The sequence below is a fragment of the Cupriavidus sp. D39 genome (genome assembly GCF_026627925.1).
Classification (GTDB): domain Bacteria; phylum Pseudomonadota; class Gammaproteobacteria; order Burkholderiales; family Burkholderiaceae; genus Cupriavidus; species Cupriavidus ulmosensis.
Map to the genome: position 1 here is coordinate 3,667,804 of NZ_JAPNLE010000009.1, position 20,146 is coordinate 3,687,949.

Genomic DNA, 20,146 nt, shown 5'->3' on the forward strand with positions numbered 1-20,146 from the left:
GCGACTACCGTCGCCGCGTGCTTGGCCTCCTGCTTCTGCGTCCGGAGGAGGCGTACCACGTGCGCGAAATCGCACGTTTGACCGGCACCACCGCGGGAACCCTTCACAAGGAGCTGAGCAAGCTTGCTGAAGCGGGCGTGCTCTCCCGTGAACGGCAGGGCAATCAGGTGGTTTATCGTGCCAACCGAGCCTGTCCAATTTTCGAGGAGCTGGCTAGCATCATGCGCAAAACATCCGGCATTCGAGATGTGCTGCTTTTGGCACTTGAGGCCTGCTCGGAGCGGATTGATGTTGCGTTCGTGTTTGGTTCTGTGGCTCGTGCTCAGGAGACGGCGAACAGTGACGTGGATGTGATGGTGATCGGTACCGTCAGTTTTGGCGAAGTGGTAAGGCAGTTCTATGAGACCCAAGCCATCCTAGGCCGCGAAATCAATCCCAAGGTGCTGACGGCGGCAGAGTGGCGGGACGGCATTTTGAACCAAGCGCCGTTTCTGCTGGAAGTCCAAGCAAAGCCCAAGATATTTCTGATCGGAAATAACGATGACCTTGCAGAACTTGCTGGGAATTAGCCTAGACGCGGTACAGCCGAGTCGCGACCAAGTGACAAGGTTGCTGGCGGCCGCCGAGCGGAATCTCGCGGACGCGCAGCTGCACGGCTTGAGCAGTGAGAACCGGTTTGATGCTGCGTATAAAGCCATCATGCAATTGGCGATGCTGGCGTTGCAGGCAAATGGATATCGAACGTTGACCAGCCGACCGGGCCATCACCAGACCGCGATCCAGACGCTGCCGGCGACTATCGGCATGTCCAAGGATCGCATGATCGTGCTGGACGCACTGCGCAAGCAGCGCAATTTGTCTGACTACTCGGGCGATCTGGTGCCTGAATCGACTTTAAGTGAGTGTATGTCGAGCGCGTTCAGTTTGCTGGCCGACGTAAGAGCTTGGCTTCAGGCAAACAAACCGGAGCTTCTTTGACGATCAGTATGAGTGACACGCTGCGAGCTCCGCAAAGCTAAGCCTCGATTTGCGTGCGAGGCAGTCGCCATACTCACCGACCCGATTCGCGCACATCGGCGTGTACGATGCCGGTTGCTAAACCTGCGCCCGTCATCCAACCCGAATACCTTACCCCTTTCGCGAAACTGCTCAAGATCCATCCATCCTCAGCCGACGACCGCACAGAGCCCCAGCCCCCACCACCCGTTTCATCACCCCAACAGCAGCAATCCAAAAGGAAGAACATCCGTGAATCGGAAACTTGCACGCATCGCATGGATGGCCTCGTTCGCCTGTCTGTCGGCCTGCGGAGGCGATGGCTCGTCGGCGCAGACGGATGCTTCCGTCAAGTCCGTGTCGGCGGTGAATGCGTCGGCCGCGACCTTGACGCTCTCGGCGCAAACGCTGGCGGTCTCGCGCTGGATGCCGGCGGCAACCGATACATGGCAGTTGCAGTTGACGGGTACGGTCAACACGAGCTATCCGGCGCAGGTCTTCGATATCGACCTGGTGGATACGCCGCAGGCGACCATCAATGCCTTGAAGGCGCAGGGCAAGCGCGTGGTCTGCTATTTTTCGGCGGGTAGCTCGGAGAACTGGCGGCCGGATTTCAAGCAGTTTGCCGCGGCGGATATGGGAAAGGCGTTGTCGGGGTGGGCGGGCGAGCGTTGGCTCGATACGCGCTCGGCCAACGTGCGCCAGATCATGCAGGCGCGCATGGACCTGGCGAAGTCGAAGGGCTGCGATGGCGTGGACCCGGACAACGTGGATGGCTATACCAATCAGCCGGGCTTCCCGCTGACGGCGGCTACTCAGCTGGACTACAACCGCTTCCTGGCGGCCGAGGCGCATGCGCGGGGCCTGGCGGTGGGCTTGAAAAACGATGTGGATCAAGTCTCGCAGCTGGCGACGGACTTTGATTTCGCGGTGAACGAGCAGTGCTTCCAGTACAGCGAGTGCGCGAGCTACAAGCCGCTCACGGCGCAGGGCAAGGCGGTGTTCAACGTGGAGTACGCTCCGAAGTACAAGACCGCATCGACGCGCGCCACGCTTTGCGCTTCGGCCAAGGCGGCGCACCTTCGTACGCTGGTGCTCCCGCTGAGCCTGGATGACGCGTTCCGCTACGCTTGCGATTGAGGTGGCGGGATCGGCCGCAAGGCGCAGGCCGGGAGCCGGCGTTTTTGTCCTACAGCGCGGCCTCCAATCCGCCGACACCCGGCATCGCGCATGCGTTCTATAGTGGAGCGGACAGCGCACGCCGACGGGGCGACGCGCCGCCTTTCCGGAGAGCCGATCATGCCCTTGCAGCGATTGTCCATTTTGACTCTCTGCCTGCTGATGGCGGCGGGCTTGACCGCATGTGGCGACACCGCGACCCTGCCGGTCTCCGCCGGCACCGGCTTGAGTCCGCAGTTACCATCGCCAAACAGGACCATGCTGCCCACGGTGAACATCGCCCCTGCCAAAGGCTGGGCCGATGGTGCCAGACCGGTTGCAGCGGACGGCCTGTCCGTCGTGGCGTTCGCCGGCAAGCTGGACCATCCGCGCTGGATCTACGTGCTGCCCAACGGCGACGTGCTGGTGGCCGAAACCAATGCGCCGCCCAAGCCGGATGATGGCAAGGGCATCCGGGGCTGGGTCATGACGCAGGTGATGAAACGCGCGGGCGCCGGCGTGCCAAGCGCCAATCGCATCACGCTGCTACGCGACACCAATGGCGATGGCGTCGCCGATGCGCGCTCCGTATTTCTCAAGGACCTGCATTCGCCCTTCGGCATGGTGCTGGTGGGCAATGACTTCTATGTGGCGGACACCGATGCCGTCCTGCGTTTCCCCTACCAGCCGGGGCAGACCCAGATCACTGGGCCCGGCGTGAAGGTGGTCGACCTGCCTGCCGGCCCCATCAATCACCACTGGACCAAGAACATCATCGCCAGCAGGGACGGCAGCAAGCTCTACGTCACCGTCGGCTCCAACAGCAACGTCGGCGAGAACGGCCTCGACAAGGAGGAGGCGCGGGCAGCCATCTGGGAGGTCGATCCCAAGACCGGCGCGCACCGCGTGTTTGCCAGCGGCCTGCGCAATGCCAACGGCATGGCCTGGGATCCCGACAGCGGCGCGCTATGGACTGCGGTAAACGAGCGCGACGAGATCGGTAGCGATCTCGTGCCGGACTACATCACTTCGGTCAGAGACGGCGCTTTCTATGGCTGGCCCTTCAGCTACTACGGCCAGCATGTAGACGAACGCGTAAAGCCGCAGCAGCCGGAGATGGTGGCCAAGGCCATTGCGCCCGACTACGCCGTCGGCCCGCATACCGCGTCGCTTGGCCTGGCCTCGGCGCTAGGCAACGCGTTGCCCTCCCGCTTCAGGAACGGCATGTTCGTAGGCCAGCACGGGTCGTGGAACCGTAAGCCGCACAGCGGCTACAAGGTGATCTTCGTGCCGTTCGCCAACGGCAAGCCGGCGGGCGACCCGGTCGACGTGCTCACCGGCTTCCTGACGAAGGACGGCGACGCGCAAGGGCGCCCGGTGGGCGTTGCCATCGACAAGCGCGGCGCGTTGCTGGTGGCGGATGATGTTGGCGATGTGGTCTGGCGGGTGACCGCGGCGAAGTAAAGGTGCGTTGCCAGGGCGCCGCCGCACGATCGGCGGCTGCCCCGCAATCAAGCTGCGCGCGTGACCTGGCCCGCTGCTTCGCAGTGACGATGACCATCTGCACGATCTGCACGATTAGCTTGAACAACTCGGGCCGGCAGTCCTCCGCTTCACCACGCGAGCGCGGTACGCGTCGTGCACCGCGACGCGGCATGGACACACTAATGTGGGGCAGCTTCGCTAGGGCTGCTGCGCATGCGCCCTGCGGTGCGGGCTCGTTCTCGGTACCCTGAGGCGCTAATGCAAACATCTGAGGACAGTGGCGCGTTCGGCACATGACCCCTTGCATGGCCACGTTTTACGGATGGCGCATTTGGCCGGGCCATCGACAGGCGCAGCGGGAGCGCGGTCGAATATGTCAGAAATGGCATGGATGTTGCGTGCGCTATTCGGCGCATCGCGCTGCCGTACCGTGCCTGGTGACGTTAGCGGTGTGAAATGCGCAACCCACAAAGACTCCTCGACAGCCTGAACATGACTTCAATTGACAGTAAGGCCTTCAGCCGCCGCGACTTGCTTGCGCTCGTCGGCAAGGCAGCAGGTGGCGCGGCAATGTACCAGGCGATGACTTCGCTCGGCCTCGCGGCGGAATCCGGTTACACGGGCCCGCCGAAACTCCAGGGCGCAAAGCGCGGTGCCTCGGTGCTGATTCTCGGCGCGGGACTGGCTGGCATGGTGGCCGCGCTGGAGTTGCGGCGCGCTGGCTACAAGGTGCAGATCCTGGAATACAGCGGCCGTGCCGGCGGCCGCTGCTGGACCCTGCGCGGCGGCGATGTCTTCACCGAGATGGGCGGCGCCGTGCAGCGCTGCGAGTTCGCCAAAGGCGAATACCTGAACCCGGGGCCGTGGCGCATCCCGTATCACCACCATGCGGTGCTCGACTATTGCAAGCGGCTGGGCGTGGCGCTCGAGCCTTTCGTGCAGGTCAATTACAACGCGCTGGTGCACTCGACCAAGGCCTACGGCGGCAAGGCGCAGCGCTACCGCCATGTGCAGGGCGACTTCCAGGGCTACGTGGCGGAGCTGCTCGGCAAGGCCGCCACGCAGGGCAACCTGGACACGGCGCTCACGCGCGAGGACAAGGAGAAATTGCTGGAGGGCCTGCGCAAATGGGGCGCGCTCGATGCGCAGATGCGCTACCGCGAAAGCGCGCTCACCAGTGACCGGCGCGGTTACGAGATCGATCCCGGCGGCGGCCTGATGCCGCTGGCCAAGCCCTCCAAGCCGCTGGAACTGAGCGACTTGCTGCAATCCGGGCTGTGGCGCTATATCGCCAGCGGGCAGGAGTACGAATTCCAGAGCACCATTTTCCAGCCGGTGGGCGGCATGGACATGATTGCGCAGGCCTTCCAGCGCGAGGTGGGCAGCCTGATCCGCTACCACGCCAAGGTGACGAAGATCGCGCAGGACGAGCGCGGCGTCACCGTGACCTATACCGATGACGCGCACGGCGGCGCGGTCGCCCAGGCCAAGGCCGACTGGTGCCTGTGCACCATCCCGCTGTCGGTGCTGAGCCAGCTCGACGTGCAGGTCGGCGACGCCATGCAGCAGGCCATCAACGCCGTGCCCTATGACGCCTCGATCAAGATCGGCCTGCAGTTCAAGCGCCGCTTCTGGGAGGAGGACGAATCCATCTACGGCGGCATCAGCTATACGGACCAGCCCATCACGCGCATCTCTTACCCTTCCACGCGCTACGGCGCCAAGGGCAAGTCGGTGCTGCTGGGCGCCTATGCCTTCGGCCCCAATGCCTATGAGTTCACCGCCATGACGCCGCAGGAGCGCGTGCGCCGCGCCGTGGAGCAGGGCAGCCAGCTACACCCGCAATACGCGCGGGAGTTCGACAACGGCATTGCGGTGGGCTGGCACCGCGTGCCGTGGTCGCAGGGCTGCTACGGCTTGTGGACCGATGAGAGCCGGGAGAAGCACTACAAGAACCTCTGCCAGATCGATGGCCGCATCGCGCTGGCGGGGGAGCATGCTTCCTATATCCCGGCCTGGCAGGAGGGCGCGCTGTTGTCCGCGCTCGACGCGATCGAGCGCCTGCATGCGCATGCCGTCTCGTGATCCGCTCCCACAGGAATCCACATCCATGAATGCCATGATCTTCCAACGCACGCTCGCCGTGCCCGCCCTGCTGCTGGGACTGGCGTTTTGCCCGTTCGCGCAGGCGCGATCCGATCCGGTCTTCTCTGCCGGCCCCAAGTTCCAGCAGACCTCCGGCGAGGCGATCTTCCATGCCATCTGCCAGGGCTGCCACATGCCGCAGGCACAGGGGGCGAAAGGCGCCGCCGCATACCCCGCGCTGGCCAGCGATCCCCGGCTGGCGGGAGCGGACTATCCACTCTATGTGGTGTTGCACGGCCAGAAGGGCATGCCGTCCTTCGGCAAGATGCTCGACGATGCGCAGATCGCCGCTGTGGTGGGCTACGTGCGCACGCATTTCGGCAACCAGTACACCGATGCCATCACCGCGGAAAACGTCGCGAAGCTCCGGCGCTGAGTTCAGCGCTGAATGCGTTGCCAAGCGACAGGCGGCATGGCACACATTGCGCCATGCCGCACCCATCCATTACAAGGAACCCAATATGCCGTTCTTCTTTCGTCAGTCACTCCTGGCACTTTGCGCGTTGTCTGCCCTGGCAGGCGGCGCGGCCCGCGCGGCCGACGACGTGATTCGTCACCGCATCCCGAATTCCACGTTTCCCATCGCCGCCGCTGTCGAGATCCCGACAACGGTTTCCACGATCTATCTGTCCGGGCAAGTCCCGCCGGTTCAGGACGCCACCCAGCCGCGCGACAATCCGCTTGCCTATGGCGGCGATACCAAGGCGCAGACCGTCGGGGTACTCAAGTCCATCGAGAAGAGCCTGGCCGGCCTGGGCCTGGGGCTGGGTGATGTGGTGAAGATGCAGGTGTTCCTGGTGGGCGATCCCGCCAAGGACAACAAGATGGATTTCGCCGGCTTTATGGAGGGCTACACGCAGTTCTTCGGCACCAAGGAGCAGCCCAACCTGCCGACGCGCTCCGTATTCCAGGTGATGGCGCTGGCGAACACGGCCTGGCGCGTGGAGATCGAAGTGGTGGCCGCGCGCCGCAAGTAGGGCCGGCCGCGCCTGCGATGGCGTGGTGTTCCTGTCTAGCTGGATTCCAGCTCGCGCCACGCCAAGAACAGGCGCGTATCGAATTCCAATTGGTGATACGCCGGCTCCATGTATTCGCACAGGCGGTAGAACGCTTTGTTGTGATCGCTTTCCTTCAGGTGCGCGAGCTCGTGCACCACGATCATGCGCAGGAATTCGGGTGGCGCTTCCTTGAACAGCGACGCCACGCGGATTTCCTTCTTGGCCTTGAGCTTGCCGCCTTGCACGCGCGAGATGGCGGTGTGCAGCCCGAGCGCGCGATGCACCACGTCGATCTTGGCATCGAACGCGACCTTGTGGATCGGCGGCGCGGTGCGCAGGAATTCCTGCTTCAGCTCGGCGGTGAAGTCATACAGCGCGCGGTCGGTCTGCACGGTGTGCCGCGCGGGGTATTTCTTCGCCAGGTGCTCGCCCAGGCGGTTGGTGGCCACCATCTGGCGCACCTGGTCGAGCACGCCGTCGGGATACGCGCTGAGAAAGCGCAGCGGATCCTTGACGCCGGGGCGCCAGGCCTCGCTGGTGGGGGCGGGGATGCTACGGGTGCTCAATGGTGATGGTGGTGATGGTGGGCCCAGCTGCCGTCGACGGAGCTGACAAAGGACTCCACGGCGTCCTTGTCGCCGGTGGCGTGGCGCACCAGTTCACCGCACTTGCAAAAGCCCTGGTACGGCGTGATGTGCGAGCAGGCGGACACCTTCTGCAGAAACAGCGTGACGGGCTTGGTGCACTTCTTGCACTTGAAGGTGAGGGTGCGGGCGGGTTTGGGGCTCATCTGATCTGGCTTGAATATGGCGTGATTCGGCAGTGCCGGCGATAACCGGCAGAACAACGCGCATTTTAACCTGCCCTTGCCAGGCGTTCACGCTCTGCACCGTTGCGCTTTCCGCCGGCTTGGCCGCTGGCTTTCCGCCTATTCCTTGACCGCTCCGGTCATGCCCGATACGTAGTATTCGACGAAGAACGAATAGATCAGCGCCACCGGCAACGAGCCCAGCAATGCACCCGCCATCAGCGCGCCCCAGTGGTAGACATCGCCCTCGACCAGTTCGGTGACGATGCCCACCGGTACCGTTTTCACCTCGGACGAGGAGATAAAGGTCAGCGCGTAGATAAACTCGTTCCACGACAGCGTGAAGGCGAAGATGCCGGCCGAGATCAGGCCCGGCACGGCCAGCGGCAGGATGATCTTGACCAGGATTTCCCAGCGCGTGGCGCCGTCGATCAGCGCGCACTCTTCCAGCTCGTAGGGGATGGAGCGGAAGTAGCCCATCAGCAGCCAGGTGCAGAACGGGATCAGGAAGGTGGGGTAGGTGAGGATCAGCGCCCAGCGCGTATCGAACAGGCCGAGCTGGAATACGATCGACGCCAGCGGGATAAACAGGATCGAGGGCGGGATCAGGTAGGCCAGGAAGATCGCCAGCCCGACCTGCTTCGCGCCCTGGAAGCGCAGCCGCTCGATGGCATAGGCGGCCAGCACGCTGGCGGCCAGCGAGGCGAAGGTGGAGATCGTGGAGACGATCACGGTATTGAGCAGCCAGGCCGGGTAGGGCGTGTCGAGCAGCAGCTTCCTGAAGTGCGCGAGCGTGGGTGCCATCACCAGGAAGGGGTTGGCGCTGCGCATCAGCAGTTCGCCGTCCGGCTTGAAGGCGGTGATCGCCATCCAGTAGAAGGGAAACAGCAGCACGAAGACGAAGATGCCCAGCGGGATGTAGATGGTCACCCAGCGCCGCGGTATCGATTGCAGGTAGTCCATCCCCTGCGCGGTGTCCTGCTGCTCAGCTGCGGCAGTCGCTTTCATTTGTCGCCTCCCTGTTGCCAGCCGCGCCGCTGCAGGCCGAAGTATGAGAACAGGATGGCGGCCAGCAGGAAGGGCACCATCATTGTGGCGATCGCCGCGCCTTCGCCTAGCGAGCCGCCGGGAATCGCGCGCTGGAACGACAGCGTGGCCATCAGGTGCGTGGCATTCAGCGGGCCGCCGCGCGTGAGCACGTAGATCAGCTGGAAATCAGTGAAGGTGAACAGCACGGAGAAGGTCATCACCACCGCGATGATCGGCGTCAGCAGCGGCAGTGTGACGTAGCGGAACTGCTGCCACGGCGTCACGCCGTCAATGGACGCGGCCTCGTACAGCGTGGGCGAGATCGTCTGCAAGCCAGCCAGCAGCGAGATGGCGACAAAGGGAATGCCGCGCCAGACATTGGCCGCGATGGTGGACAAGCGCGCCAGCCACGGGTCTCCCAGGAAGTCGATATAGCGGTCGATCAGCCCGAGCTTGACCAGCGTCCAGCTGATGATGGAGAACTGCGCGTCATAGATCCACCAGAAGGCCAGTGCCGACAGTGCGGTCGGCACGATCCATGGCAGCAGCACGATGGCGCGAAAGAAGGACTTGAACGGCAGGTTCTTGTTGAGCAGCAGCGCCAGCCACAGGCCCAGCGCGAACTTCACCACGCTGGCCACCACGGTGTAGAAGATCGTATTGAACAGCGCCAGTTGGGTGAGCGAGTCGCCGGCCAGATAGGTGTAGTTCGACAGCCCGATCCATTCGCCGGTGCCGCCGATCTTGGTATTGGTGAAGCCGAGCCATACGCCGAGGCCGAGCGGGTACGTCAGGAAGACCAGCAGCAACAGCGCGGTGGGCAGCATGAACAGCAGCCCCAGCGCATGGCGGTTGTTCAACAGGCGGGAAATCATGGTTTACCTCGCATGGCTCACCTCGCAGGGTTCGGCTTTTGCGGGCGCGGCGGTGCTGCCGCGCCCTCGTCTCGCTTCAGGCGTTGGCCATTAGTTGGCCAACTACGCCTTGTAGTACCGCTGCGCCCGCTCCGCCGCGCGCGCCGCCGCCTCCTTGGGCGTCTTGGAGCCGCTGGCCGCCTCCGCCACCATGTCGACCACGATGTAGTCGGCCATGGCCGCGGCCGACGCGGTGCCCAGCGGGCCAGCATGGCCGTTGTCGAGCATCAGCGCGGCGGCGTCCCGATAGACGGTGTGCTTGGGATCGGCCGTCCAGATCGGGTTGGCCTCGTAGGCCTTGAGCGGCTGGCTGACGTAGCCGATGGCGGCTTCCATCCAGGGGTTGTACTGTTCCGGCTCCATCATGAACTGCAGGTAGGCCTTGGCCGCGTTCGGATACTTGGAGTATTTGAACAGCATCATCTGCGTGATCTGCATCAGCTCGGTGGGTTTGCCTGACGTACCGATCGGGAAGTGCGCGTGCTGGATGTCGCGCGCCATCTCCTGCAGCTTGGGCTCCTTCGAATTCTTGGCCGCGTAGTAGATCGAGATGCCGTTGGCGGTCAGGCTGATCTGTCCATCGAGGAAGGCCTTGTTGTTCGACGGGTCCTGCCATGACAGCGTGCCCGGCACAAAGGTGGCGTAGAGCTGCTTGGCATACTCCAGCGCGGCCCAGGTCTCAGGCGAGTTGACCACCACCTTGCCCTTGGTGTCGACCAGCATGCCGCCGTGCGACCACAGCAGCCAGTGTGCCCAGTTGTTGCCATCGCCCACGGCCTTGCCGAGGGCAAAGCCACACGGCGTGTTCTTGGCCTTGAGGCCCTGGCACAGCTTGAGGAAGCCGGCGATGTCCTTGGGCACGGTGTCGAAACCAGCAGCCTTGATGTGGCTCTCGCGATAGACGAGCGCGTTGCCGACCACGCCCAGCGGCAGGCCAATCCACTTGCCGTTATGCGTCCCATACTTGCGGCAGACGTCATACCAGCCGCCATATTTGCCGCCCAGGTAGGTGGCCAGGTCGGTCAGGTCGACCAGCTTGTCGGGATATTGCTGCGGGTCATCGAACCAGCCGACGATGACGTCCGGCCCGCTGCCCACGCTGGCCGCCACCGCGGCCTTGGGGCGCACGTCTTCCCAGCCTTCGTTGTCGACGCGTACCTCGACGCCGGTCAGCTCGGTGAACTTCTTTGTGTTGGCGTTCCACAGGTCTTCATCGCCCTGCACGAAACGCTTCCAGCGCAGCACGCGCAGCTTGGCGCCGGCTTCCGGCTTGTATTGCAGTGCAGCCGGCGCGGCGAAGGCATTGCCGATCGCCGTGGTGGCGGCAACCGCCGCCGTGGATACCAGGAAATCGCGTCTCGTGAAGTTGCTCGGTGTGCTCATCGCTTTGTCTCCTCCGTGGTCAGGGGCTCCGCCCCGTGCTGGTCATGCCTGCTTCCCGGATCCTCCGCCGGTGCCGCCGGGCCGCGCCGCAATAGCGTCTGGCCTGAATCGGCATCGAACAGATGCGTGTGCTGGTGGTCGGGCACCAGATTCAGGATGTCGCCCGCCGCGAAGTCATGGCGCTCGCGGAAGATCGAGATGAACTCCGTCTCGCAAAAGCGGGAATAGATCTCGGTGTTGGCGCCGGTGGGCTCCACCACCGATACACGGTTCTGCAGGCCCTGGCCGGGCGCGCCCAGGCTCAGGTGCTCCGGCCGCACGCCGTAGATCACGCGCTGGCCGTCGGTCCCCGCGCTGGGGTCCAAGCGCGCGGGGGCGGGCAGGCACGTGCCGTCGGGAAACTCGATCACGGCATTGCCGCCCTGGAGGCGCAGCACGCCGGGCAGGAAGTTCATCGCCGGCGAGCCGATGAAGCCGGCCACGAAAAGGTTGTCGGGATGGTCGTAGAGCTCGAGCGGCTTGCCGCGCTGCTCCACGCGGCCGTCGCGCATCACCACGATCTGGTCGCCCATGGTCATGGCCTCGATCTGGTCGTGCGTGACATAGACCGAGGTGGTGCGCAGGCGCTGGTGCAGCTCCTTGATCTCCGCGCGCATCTGCACGCGCAGCTTGGCGTCCAGGTTGGAGAGCGGCTCGTCGAACAGGAACACCTGCGGATCGCGCACGATGGCGCGGCCCATGGCCACGCGCTGACGCTGTCCGCCCGAGAGCTGCCGCGGGTAGCGCTCCAGCAGGCTGTCCAGGCCGAGAATGGCCGAGGCCTTGGCCACTTTTTGCTTGATCTCGTCCTTGTCGCCCCTGGCGAGCTTGAGCGAGAAGGCCATGTTGTCGTAGACCGTCATATGCGGGTAGAGCGCATAGTTCTGGAACACCATGGCGATGTCGCGCTCCTTGGGCGGCAGGCGGTTGACCACGCGCTCGCCGATGGAGATCTCGCCGGTAGTGATCTCCTCCAGCCCGGCGATCATGCGCAGCAGCGTGGACTTGCCGCAGCCGGATGGCCCGACCAGCACCGTGAACTGGCCATCGGCGATATCGATGTCCACGCCGCGGATGACCTGCGTGCTGCCGAAGTATTTCTGGATGCCGCGAATCTGGACCGATGCCATGGGTGGTGTCTCCGTGAGCCGCTTATGCCCGTTCATGCCGGGGGCGGCAGTGCGTCGCGAATGGAAAGCCGTGTGTGGCGACGGCGCGCCTCAGTGGTTGTCCTTGGGCACGGCGGCGCCGCTCTTGCCTACCAGGAAATCCAGGTCGGCGCCCAGGTTGGCCTGCTGCACATGCTCGACATACAGGCGCGTCCAGCCGCGCTCCATCGGCAGCGCGGGCGCCCGCCACGCGGCGCGGCGGCGCTGCAGCTCGGCCTCGTCGACATGCAGGTGCAGCTTGCGCGCGGCCACGTCCAGCTCCACCATGTCGCCGTCCTGCACCAGCGCGAGCGGGCCGCCGGCGGCGGCTTCCGGCGCCACGTGCAGCACCACCGTGCCGTAAGCCGTGCCGCTCATGCGCGCGTCCGATATGCGGACCATGTCGGTGATGCCCTTGCGCAGGACCTTGGGCGGCAGCGGCATGTTGCCGGCCTCGGCCATGCCGGGGTAGCCGCGCGGGCCGCAGTTCTTCAGCACCAGCACGCAGGTCTCGTCGACGTCGAGCAATTCATCGTCTAGCCGCTGGTGCATGTGCTCGCTGTTCTCGAACACCACTGCGCGCCCGGTGTGCTTGAGCAGTGCCGGCGTGGCGGCCGATGGCTTGATCACCGCGCCGTCGGGGCACAGGTTGCCACGCAGCACGGCGATGCCGGCGTTGGCCTTGAATGGCGCGTCGAAGGCGTGGATGACTTCGCGGTTCCAGTTGGGCGCGTCCTTGCAGTTGTCCCACAGCGTCTTGCCGTTGACGGTGAGCGCGTCGTGCGCGAGCACCGATTGCAGTTCGCGGATCACCGCGGGCAGGCCGCCGGCGTAGTAGAAATCTTCCATCAGGTGGCGCCCGGATGGCTGCAGGTCGAGCAGGCATGGCAGCTCGTGGCCCAGCGCATCCCAGTCCTCCAGCTTGAGCTGGACGCCGATGCGCCCGGCGATGGCCAGCAGGTGGATGACGGCGTTGGTCGAGCCGCCGATGGCCGCGTTGACGCGGATCGCATTCTCGAACGCGTCCCGGGTCAGGATCTTCGACATCACCAGGTTGTCCTTCACCATCTCCACGATACGGCGTCCGGAAGTCCGCGCCAGCACGTTGCGGCGGCCATCCACCGCGGGAATCGCGGCGTTGCCGGGCAGGCTCATGCCCAGCGCCTCCACCATGCTGGCCATGGTCGACGCGGTGCCCATCGTCATGCAGTGGCCGTGCGAGCGGTGCATGCAGCTCTCGGCCTCGAAGAAGTCTTCCTGCGACATCTGCCCGGCCCGCACTTCTTCCGACATCTTCCACACATCGGTGCCGGAGCCCAGCTCGCCGCCGCGGAACTTGCCGCTCAGCATCGGGCCGCCGGAGACGCCGATGGTGGGCAGGTCGCACGAGGCCGCGCCCATCATCAGCGCGGGCGTGGTCTTGTCGCAGCCCATCAGCAGCACCACGCCGTCGATCGGGTTGCCGCGGATCGATTCCTCCACGTCCATGCTCGCCAGGTTGCGGAACAGCATGGCGGTGGGGCGCAGCATGGTTTCGCCGAGCGACATCACCGGGAATTCAAGCGGAAAGCCGCCGGCTTCCCACACGCCGATCTTGACCTGTTCGGCCAGCGTGCGGAAATGCGAGTTGCAGGGCGTGAGCTCGGAGTAGGTGTTGCAGATGCCGATGACCGGACGGCCATCGAACTGGTCGTGGGGGATGCCGCGGTTCTTGAGCCATGAGCGATAGATGAAGCCATCGCGGTCGAGGCGGCCAAACCAGGCTTGGCTGCGGCGCGTGGGGGGCGTCGGCTTGTCGTCGTTCACTCGGGTCTCCTGCGTTTTCGCGGGGGCCGCGTAGCGACGGCTGGCGCGTAGGCGCTACGTGTGCTGATGCCCGCTTTATTGTGCGCTGCAGATACGGATGCCCACGACCAATTGCACTGCCTTGCCGCATGCATGCCGAGTGAGCGGAGTCTAGTTCACGAGTCTGGACAGGTAAACTGGTATTACCAATTAGTGGTCTTTACCGATGCCGCAGCGCATGCTGCAGCGCGCGATGAATCCGCCTGGACATTCGCTAGCGCGCTGCCTAGACTCCAGCCGGCTGGACAAATGGTCAAACCAATTCGCCAGACGCTCGGGCCGCACATGCCTATCCATTCGATCGAACCGCAACGCCTGTACCGCCAGATCAGCGCCCAGCTGCGCACGCTGATCCAGGCCGGCGAGTTTCCGGTGGGCCTGCGCCTGCCGGCGGAGCGGGATTTGTCGGTGCAGCTCGGCGTCAGCCGCCCATCGCTGCGCGAGGCGTTGATCGCGCTCGAGGTCGAGGGCTATATCGAAGTGCGGATGGGCTCCGGCATCTACGTGTGCGAGCCGCCGTCATCCGTCGACGGCGGCTTCGACCTGTCCGGCGAGGAAGGGCCGCTCGAGCTGATCCGCGCGCGTGCGCTGGTGGAAGGCGAGGTCGCCGCGCTGGCGGCCAGGAGCGGGCGCAAGGCCCAGTTCGACGCGATCGAGGAGGCCATTGCGCAGATGGCCGCTGAAGCTGCCGCCGGCATCAAGCCGCTCGATGCGGATCGCCTGTTCCATGTGCGGGTGGCGCAAGCCACCGGCAACAGCGTGCTGGTGGGCGTGGTGCGCCGGCTCTTCGACCTGCGCCTCGGGCCGCTGTTCGATCAGCTGAACAGCCACTTCGAGACGCCCGAGGTCTGGGCCCAGGCCATCGCCGAGCACCGCGAAGTGCTGGCGGCGCTGCGCGGCAAGGATCCGGAGCTGGCGCGCGCGGTCATGCAGCGGCATATGGACATCGCTTACCGCCGCCTGACCTCCAGCTTGACCCGCGCGCGCAAGCGCGCAGCCGGCACGCCGAGCGCCGCGCCGCGCGCCCGGAAAGCGTCCTCAGGGGCGTCATGAAGGGCCTTGTGCGGACCGGCTTTGCTACACTTGGCCGATTCCCCCAATTTCACCCGGATCCGCATGGCACAGTACGTTTTCACCATGAACCGCGTGGGCAAGATCGTCCCGCCCAAGCGTCACATTCTCAAGGACATTTCCCTGTCCTTCTTCCCGGGCGCCAAGATCGGCGTGCTGGGCCTGAACGGCTCGGGCAAGTCGACCGTGCTGAAGATCATGGCGGGCCTCGACAAGGAAATCGAAGGCGAAGCCACGCCCATGCCCAACCTGAACATCGGCTACCTGCCGCAGGAGCCGCAGCTGGATCCCGAGCAAACCGTGCGCGAGTCGGTGGAAGCGGCGCTGGGCGGCGTGTTCGAAGCCCGCAAGAAGCTCGACGAGATCTATGCGGCTTATGCCGAGCCGGATGCGGATTTCGACGCGCTGGCAGCGGACCAGGCCAAGTACGAAGCCATCCTGGCGGCCAGCGACGGCAACAACGCCGAGCTGCAGCTGGAGATCGCAGCCGACGCGCTGCGCCTGCCGCCGTGGGAAGCCAAGGTGGGCAACCTGTCGGGCGGCGAGAAGCGCCGCGTGGCGCTGTGCCGCCTGCTGTTGTCGCGCCCCGACATGCTGCTGCTCGACGAACCGACCAACCACCTGGATGCGGAATCGGTGGAATGGCTGGAGCAGTTCCTCACGCGCTTCCCCGGCACCGTGGTGGCGGTGACCCACGATCGCTACTTCCTTGACAACGCGGCCGAGTGGATCCTGGAGCTGGACCGTGGCCAAGGCATTCCCTGGAAGGGCAACTACAGCTCCTGGCTGGACCAGAAGGAAGCGCGACTGAAGCAGGAAGAATCGAGCGAGTCGGCCCGCCAGAAGGCGCTGCACAAGGAACTGGAATGGGTGCGGCAGAACCCCAAGGGGCGACAGGCCAAGTCCAAGGCGCGTCTGGCGCGCTTTGACGAACTGAACAGCCAGGAATACCAGAAGCGCAACGAAACCCAGGAAATCTTCATCCCCGCGGGTGAGCGCCTGGGCAACGAGGTGATCGAGTTCAACGGCGTGAGCAAGGCCTACGGCGAGCGCCTGCTGATCGACGACCTCAGCTTCAAGGTGCCGCCCGGCGCCATCGTCGGCATCATCGGCCCCAACGGCGCCGGCAAGTCGACCTTCTTCCGCATGCTCACCGGCAAGGAACAGCCGGACAGCGGCGAGATCAAGGTCGGCCCGACCGTGAAGATGGCCTACGTGGACCAGAGCCGCGATGCGCTCGACGGCAGCAAGACCGTGTTCGAAGAGATCTCCGGCGGCGCCGACGTGCTGGCGGTTGGCCGCTACGAAACTCCGTCGCGCGCTTACATCGGCCGCTTCAACTTCAAGGGCTCCGACCAGCAGAAGCACGTGGGCACGCTCTCGGGCGGCGAGCGCGGGCGCCTGCACCTGGCCAAGACGCTGATCTCCGGCGGCAATGTGCTGCTGCTCGATGAACCGTCGAACGACCTCGATGTGGAAACGCTGCGCGCGCTGGAAGACGCGCTGCTGGAGTTCGCCGGTTGCGTGATGGTGATCTCCCACGATCGCTGGTTCCTGGACCGGATCGCCACTCACATCCTGGCCTTCGAGGGCGAGTCGCACGTGGAGTTCTTCCCGGGCAACTACCAGGAATACGAGGCGGACAAGAAGCGTCGCCTGGGTGAAGAGGGTGCCAAGCCCAAGCGTATTCGTTACAAGCCTATCGTGCGATAAGCCGGATCTCGGAAGGCGGCGTACGGTTGCGCGCCAACAAAGGACAAGGGCCCCGCTCGCGCGGGGCCTCAGCTTTCTGACAAAGCCGGATCTGCGTTGTCGTGCTCCCCTCTCCCGCGCGCGGGAGAGGGGCTGGGGGAGAGGGCGGGCGCTGGTTACGCCTGCGTGCTGGAAAACACCACGGGCTTCGCTTCAAGTGGCTCCTAGCTAAGCCACCCCTCTCCCCCTGAGGGGAGAGGGAGAGACAGCCGTCGTCATGGCGCGCGGTGTTGGCCTGTTCGGTGGCTTCGGCTAATGCTTCAGGTCTGTCAGCTTTCTGACAAAGCCGGATCTGCGTTGTTGTGCTCCCCTCTCCCGCGCGCGGGAGAGGGGCTGGGGGAGAGGGCGGGCGCTGGTTATGCCTGCGTGCTGGAAAACACCACGGGCTTCGCTTCAACTGGCTCCTAGCTAAGCCACCCCTCTCCCCGGCCCTCTCCCCCTGAGGGGAGAGGGTGAGACAGCCGTCGTCGTAGCACGCGGTTTTGGCCTGTTCGGCGGCTTCGGCTTGTGCATCAGGTTTGTCAGCGCGCGCCCGATCTTTACGCCAGGTTCGCGTTGCGCGGCGGCCCTGCCTTGGGCACCAGCCGCAGCTTCGTAATCTCCGAGGGCGCGCCAAAGCGCTTGGGCGGCCCCCAGTAGCCGGTGCCGCGGCTCACATACACCCACATTGCCTCATGCCGGTTGAGCCCGGCGGTATAGGGCTGCTGCATTGGCACGAACAGGTTCCAGGGCCAGAACTGGCCGCCGTGCGTATGCCCGGAAAGCTGCAGGTCGAAGCCGGCGGTGGAAGCGGCTGGCGCGGTGCGCGGCTGGTGCGCCAGCAGCACGCGCGCTGCCACCACCGCCGGCGCGCCGTCCAGCGCGCGCGCCGGGTCGCTGCGGTGGCTTTCGTCGAAGCGGTGGGCGGAGTAGTCGGTCACGCCGGCCAGCACCAGCGCTTCCTCGTCCTCGCCGATCACCACATGCTCGTTCATCAGCACGCGCAGGCCCAGCCTGCGCAGCTCGATGATCCACGGCTCGGCGCCGGCGTAGTACTCGTGGTTGCCGGTGACGAAGAACGTGCCATGGCGCGCCTTCAGATCGCCCAGCGGCGCGGTGTGCGGCGCCAGCTCGCGCACCGTGCCGTCGACCAGGTCGCCGGTGATGGCGATGGCGTCCGGCCGCAGCCCGTTGACGCGCGCCACGATGCGCTCCAGGTAGGCGCGCTTGATGGTGGGGCCGACGTGGATATCGCTGATCTGCACGATGGTGAAATCGTGCAGCGAGTCGGGCAGGCCGGCGATCGGCACTTCCACCTCCACCACCTGCGCCAGCCGCCGCGCATTGAACAGCCCCAGCGCGGTGACCAGCAGCGCGAGCACCGGCACCGCCACCGCGGTGCGGGGCAGCAGCCAGTCCGGCTGCCAGCTTGCAACGGCGCTTGCCAGCAGCACAACATCGCGTGTCAGCGTCAGCACCAGCAGCGAGGAGAAGAAACCCATTGCCAGCATGCCCACCCAGGTAAGCGCATCGGACCACGGCTGGTCAAGGCGCCGCGCCAGCAGGCCGGCTGGGATCAGCGGCCAGGATAGCGCCAGCCACGCCACGGCAAGTGCCTTGACGACATAGGATACGGGCAGGTCGGGTAGCAGCCGCAGGCCGATGTAGCCATGCAACAGCCCAACCACGATGGCCGCGACGAAAACGGTGGTGCGAGGGGGCATGCCACCTCCAGGAGAGCGAACGCCAGGAACATTCCTGCGTCCAGTTTTGTTTTAGTGCATTCCGGCACCACGATGCAGGCGGAACCGCAGGTGAGAGGCAGGTCTTCCGTGCCCGTGCGCCTGTTGTCGCGCAATGTCCGTTTGGCGTCGCTTTTTCGCCGCACCATGCAAGAGGTATATAGCTGAGGCTGCCGCCAGGCACATTCAAGACCCAAGCCGTGTTTTAGCTGCATGGCCGAACCCACCGAAGCAAGATGCGCAGCTCGCCGCGATTCGCCGCCCGCCTCAGCCTCAGCGCGCCGACCAGTTAGCGTCGCGCACGCCGAACGCCGTCACCACGCCGTAGGCAGTGATGCCAAGCGCCACGCCCAGGAAATGCCCGTCCAGGCCCATGCCCGCGACATTGGCCAGCATCCAGCCGCCGCCGGCGGCCAGCGCGATGCGCGAGATGCCGGCCGCGATCGGCCAGCCCATGCGGCCGGCGCCCATCGACGCAAAGTACAGCGCCATGCCTAGCCCGAAGCCGCCGAAGGCCGGCGCTACCCAGGACAGGGCGCGCGCGGCGATGCTGGCCACCTCGGCATCCTTGGTGAAGAACCCGACAAAGGTATCCGGCGCCAGCCCCACCACGGCACCGACCGCACCGGCCAGCGCCAGTGCCATCAACGCACCGGCCCACGCCGTGCGGCGCGCGCTGGCCCAGTCGCCCGCGCCCACCGAGAGGCCCACCAGCGCGGTCAACGCCGAGCCCACGCCGAACGCCAGCGGAATCATCAGGAACTCCAGCCGCGCCGAGATGCCGTAAGCGGCTACCGCGGCGGTGCCGTAGTGGCGCAGCTGTGCGGTCACCAGGATGGTGGACAGGTTGGCTACCGAGGCCAGCGCGCAGGCCACCAGCCCCACCGACAGGATGCGGGTGAACAGCGCGCGCGACGGGCGGATCCGCAGCATCGGCACGAACCCCGCGCCGCCCCGCAGCACCACCCAGGCCATGGCCAGCGCTGCCGCCCACGACACCGCCGCCAGCGACGCGCCGATGCCGGCCAGGCCCATGCCCACCGGTTCGGCCAGCGTCCAGGCCAGCACCGGGAAGACGATCCACATCAGCGACAGCACCCGCGCCGCCAGCGCATGGCGGCCACCACCGCGCAGCACCGATGCCAGCGTGTTGGCCAGCCAGGCCGGCACCGCGCCGGCGCCGAACAGCCAGATCGCATACGTGGCGGCCGCGTCGGCCGCGGTCTGCCCCGCCACCGCGCCCAGGATGCCGTGCGCGAAGCCGGCCATCGTCACGGCAAACGCCAGGCCCGCCGTGAGCGCGATGATGAGCGCGTGCAGCACCAGCGACGAGGCTTCCTCGCGCTTGTTCGCGCCCAGCGCGCGGGCGATGGCCGCCACCACGCCGCCACCCATGGCGCCGGTGGACATCTGCTGCAGCAGCAAGGCAAATGGCAGCACCACCGCCCAGCCCGCCAGCGCCGCCGTGCCTTGGCGTGCCGCCAGCCAGGTCTCGATCAGTTGCGCGCCGGCCTGAAGCAAGGCGATCAGGCTGGTGGGCGCGGCCAGCACCAGGATGCGGCGCATCAGTTCGCGCATCAGCGGGTGTGTGGGGGTGGCAATGGGGGTGGCAATGGGTGCGGCCGTGCCTGCGGCCGGCGCCATCGCGGCTGCG

General features: G+C 65.6%; 18 protein-coding genes. 9 read left to right on the forward strand and 9 right to left on the reverse strand.

Annotated elements, in window-relative coordinates:
- The first annotated feature begins 59 nt into the window (after positions 1-59).
- The 7 genes from OMK73_RS29185 (at position 60) to OMK73_RS29215 (ending at position 6,761) form a co-directional block, all read left to right on the forward strand.
- A complete protein-coding gene (locus tag OMK73_RS29185; RefSeq protein ID WP_267605092.1) occupies positions 60-569 on the forward strand; it encodes a nucleotidyltransferase domain-containing protein in 510 nt (169 codons plus the stop codon).
- Positions 541-978, forward strand: coding sequence for a DNA-binding protein (locus OMK73_RS29190; protein WP_267605093.1), 438 nt, complete (start codon positions 541-543; stop codon positions 976-978). The genes OMK73_RS29185 and OMK73_RS29190 overlap by 29 nt, the downstream gene beginning before the upstream one ends.
- Positions 979-1,278: 300 nt before the next feature.
- Positions 1,279-2,136, forward strand: coding sequence for an endo alpha-1,4 polygalactosaminidase (locus OMK73_RS29195; RefSeq protein WP_420715680.1), 858 nt, complete (start codon positions 1,279-1,281; stop codon positions 2,134-2,136).
- Positions 2,137-2,295: 159 nt separating this feature from the next.
- On the forward strand, positions 2,296-3,618 hold the full coding sequence (locus tag OMK73_RS29200) for a PQQ-dependent sugar dehydrogenase (protein ID WP_267605095.1): 1,323 nt from the start codon (positions 2,296-2,298) through the stop codon (positions 3,616-3,618).
- 513 nt (positions 3,619-4,131) lie between these two features.
- Positions 4,132-5,724, forward strand: a complete 1,593-nt coding sequence (locus OMK73_RS29205; protein WP_267605096.1) for a flavin monoamine oxidase family protein — start codon at positions 4,132-4,134, stop codon at positions 5,722-5,724.
- A gap of 25 nt (positions 5,725-5,749) precedes the next feature.
- Complete coding sequence (locus OMK73_RS29210) at positions 5,750-6,160, forward strand: c-type cytochrome (protein ID WP_267605097.1); 411 nt, start codon at positions 5,750-5,752, stop codon at positions 6,158-6,160.
- 85 nt (positions 6,161-6,245) lie between these two features.
- The gene (locus OMK73_RS29215; RefSeq protein WP_267605098.1) at positions 6,246-6,761 is read left to right on the forward strand and encodes a RidA family protein; all 516 of its coding nucleotides are present in this window, start codon (positions 6,246-6,248) and stop codon (positions 6,759-6,761) included.
- A 35-nt stretch (positions 6,762-6,796) separates the two neighbouring features.
- On the opposite strand, the gene OMK73_RS29220 is transcribed toward OMK73_RS29215, so the two are convergent.
- From OMK73_RS29220 to OMK73_RS29250, 7 genes are all read right to left on the reverse strand, one after another.
- The gene (locus tag OMK73_RS29220; protein WP_267606557.1) at positions 6,797-7,285 is read right to left on the reverse strand and encodes a M48 family metallopeptidase; all 489 of its coding nucleotides are present in this window, start codon (positions 7,283-7,285) and stop codon (positions 6,797-6,799) included.
- A 59-nt stretch (positions 7,286-7,344) separates the two neighbouring features.
- Complete coding sequence (locus tag OMK73_RS29225; RefSeq protein WP_267605099.1) at positions 7,345-7,572, reverse strand: hypothetical protein; 228 nt, start codon at positions 7,570-7,572, stop codon at positions 7,345-7,347.
- Between the two features lie 138 nt (positions 7,573-7,710).
- Entirely contained in the window at positions 7,711-8,598 is an 888-nt protein-coding gene (locus OMK73_RS29230; protein ID WP_267605101.1) for a carbohydrate ABC transporter permease, read from the reverse strand.
- The gene (locus OMK73_RS29235) at positions 8,595-9,494 is read right to left on the reverse strand and encodes a carbohydrate ABC transporter permease (RefSeq protein ID WP_267605102.1); all 900 of its coding nucleotides are present in this window, start codon (positions 9,492-9,494) and stop codon (positions 8,595-8,597) included. Before OMK73_RS29235 ends, OMK73_RS29230 begins: the two co-directional genes overlap by 4 nt.
- A gap of 102 nt (positions 9,495-9,596) precedes the next feature.
- Positions 9,597-10,916 carry an ABC transporter substrate-binding protein gene (locus OMK73_RS29240; protein ID WP_267605103.1) on the reverse strand — a complete coding sequence of 440 codons (1,320 nt, stop codon included), beginning with the start codon at positions 10,914-10,916 and terminating at the stop codon, positions 9,597-9,599.
- Positions 10,913-12,085 carry an ABC transporter ATP-binding protein gene (locus tag OMK73_RS29245; RefSeq protein WP_267605104.1) on the reverse strand — a complete coding sequence of 391 codons (1,173 nt, stop codon included), beginning with the start codon at positions 12,083-12,085 and terminating at the stop codon, positions 10,913-10,915. The genes OMK73_RS29240 and OMK73_RS29245 overlap by 4 nt, the downstream gene beginning before the upstream one ends.
- A 90-nt stretch (positions 12,086-12,175) precedes the next feature.
- The gene (locus tag OMK73_RS29250; protein ID WP_267605106.1) at positions 12,176-13,909 is read right to left on the reverse strand and encodes an IlvD/Edd family dehydratase; all 1,734 of its coding nucleotides are present in this window, start codon (positions 13,907-13,909) and stop codon (positions 12,176-12,178) included.
- Positions 13,910-14,233: 324 nt separating this feature from the next.
- Between OMK73_RS29250 and OMK73_RS29255 the strand changes: the two genes are divergently transcribed.
- Together OMK73_RS29255 and ettA are read left to right on the forward strand one after the other, a co-directional pair.
- The gene (locus OMK73_RS29255; RefSeq protein WP_267606558.1) at positions 14,234-15,001 is read left to right on the forward strand and encodes a FadR/GntR family transcriptional regulator; all 768 of its coding nucleotides are present in this window, start codon (positions 14,234-14,236) and stop codon (positions 14,999-15,001) included.
- Between the two features lie 63 nt (positions 15,002-15,064).
- Positions 15,065-16,732: an energy-dependent translational throttle protein EttA gene (ettA, locus tag OMK73_RS29260; protein WP_267605107.1), complete on the forward strand. Its 1,668-nt coding sequence runs from the start codon at positions 15,065-15,067 to the stop codon at positions 16,730-16,732.
- Between the two features lie 578 nt (positions 16,733-17,310).
- Here ettA and OMK73_RS29265 read toward each other — a convergent pair.
- Positions 17,311-18,474 carry a metallophosphoesterase gene (locus tag OMK73_RS29265; RefSeq protein ID WP_267605108.1) on the reverse strand — a complete coding sequence of 388 codons (1,164 nt, stop codon included), beginning with the start codon at positions 18,472-18,474 and terminating at the stop codon, positions 17,311-17,313.
- 291 nt (positions 18,475-18,765) lie between these two features.
- On the reverse strand, positions 18,766-20,070 hold the full coding sequence (locus OMK73_RS29270) for an MATE family efflux transporter (RefSeq protein WP_324291832.1): 1,305 nt from the start codon (positions 20,068-20,070) through the stop codon (positions 18,766-18,768).
- Positions 20,071-20,146 lie beyond the last annotated feature (76 nt).

What these genes read in the sequence shown, in the direction of transcription:
- OMK73_RS29190 (WP_267605093.1), top strand. Translation starts at nt 541, where the DNA reads ATGACCTTGCAGAACTTGCTGGGAATTAGCCTAGACGCGGTACAGCCG.
- OMK73_RS29205 (WP_267605096.1), top strand. Translation starts at nt 4,132, where the DNA reads ATGACTTCAATTGACAGTAAGGCCTTCAGCCGCCGCGACTTGCTTGCG.
- OMK73_RS29270 (WP_324291832.1), bottom strand. Translation starts at nt 20,070, where the DNA reads ATGCGCGAACTGATGCGCCGCATCCTGGTGCTGGCCGCGCCCACCAGC.
- OMK73_RS29210 (WP_267605097.1), top strand. Translation starts at nt 5,750, where the DNA reads ATGAATGCCATGATCTTCCAACGCACGCTCGCCGTGCCCGCCCTGCTG.
- OMK73_RS29215 (WP_267605098.1), top strand. Translation starts at nt 6,246, where the DNA reads ATGCCGTTCTTCTTTCGTCAGTCACTCCTGGCACTTTGCGCGTTGTCT.
- OMK73_RS29240 (WP_267605103.1), bottom strand. Translation starts at nt 10,916, where the DNA reads ATGAGCACACCGAGCAACTTCACGAGACGCGATTTCCTGGTATCCACG.
- OMK73_RS29225 (WP_267605099.1), bottom strand. Translation starts at nt 7,572, where the DNA reads ATGAGCCCCAAACCCGCCCGCACCCTCACCTTCAAGTGCAAGAAGTGC.
- OMK73_RS29235 (WP_267605102.1), bottom strand. Translation starts at nt 9,494, where the DNA reads ATGATTTCCCGCCTGTTGAACAACCGCCATGCGCTGGGGCTGCTGTTC.
- OMK73_RS29245 (WP_267605104.1), bottom strand. Translation starts at nt 12,085, where the DNA reads ATGGCATCGGTCCAGATTCGCGGCATCCAGAAATACTTCGGCAGCACG.
- OMK73_RS29230 (WP_267605101.1), bottom strand. Translation starts at nt 8,598, where the DNA reads ATGAAAGCGACTGCCGCAGCTGAGCAGCAGGACACCGCGCAGGGGATG.
- ettA (WP_267605107.1), top strand. Translation starts at nt 15,065, where the DNA reads ATGGCACAGTACGTTTTCACCATGAACCGCGTGGGCAAGATCGTCCCG.
- OMK73_RS29200 (WP_267605095.1), top strand. Translation starts at nt 2,296, where the DNA reads ATGCCCTTGCAGCGATTGTCCATTTTGACTCTCTGCCTGCTGATGGCG.
- OMK73_RS29265 (WP_267605108.1), bottom strand. Translation starts at nt 18,474, where the DNA reads ATGCCCCCTCGCACCACCGTTTTCGTCGCGGCCATCGTGGTTGGGCTG.
- OMK73_RS29195 (WP_420715680.1), top strand. Translation starts at nt 1,279, where the DNA reads ATGGCCTCGTTCGCCTGTCTGTCGGCCTGCGGAGGCGATGGCTCGTCG.
- OMK73_RS29255 (WP_267606558.1), top strand. Translation starts at nt 14,234, where the DNA reads ATGCCTATCCATTCGATCGAACCGCAACGCCTGTACCGCCAGATCAGC.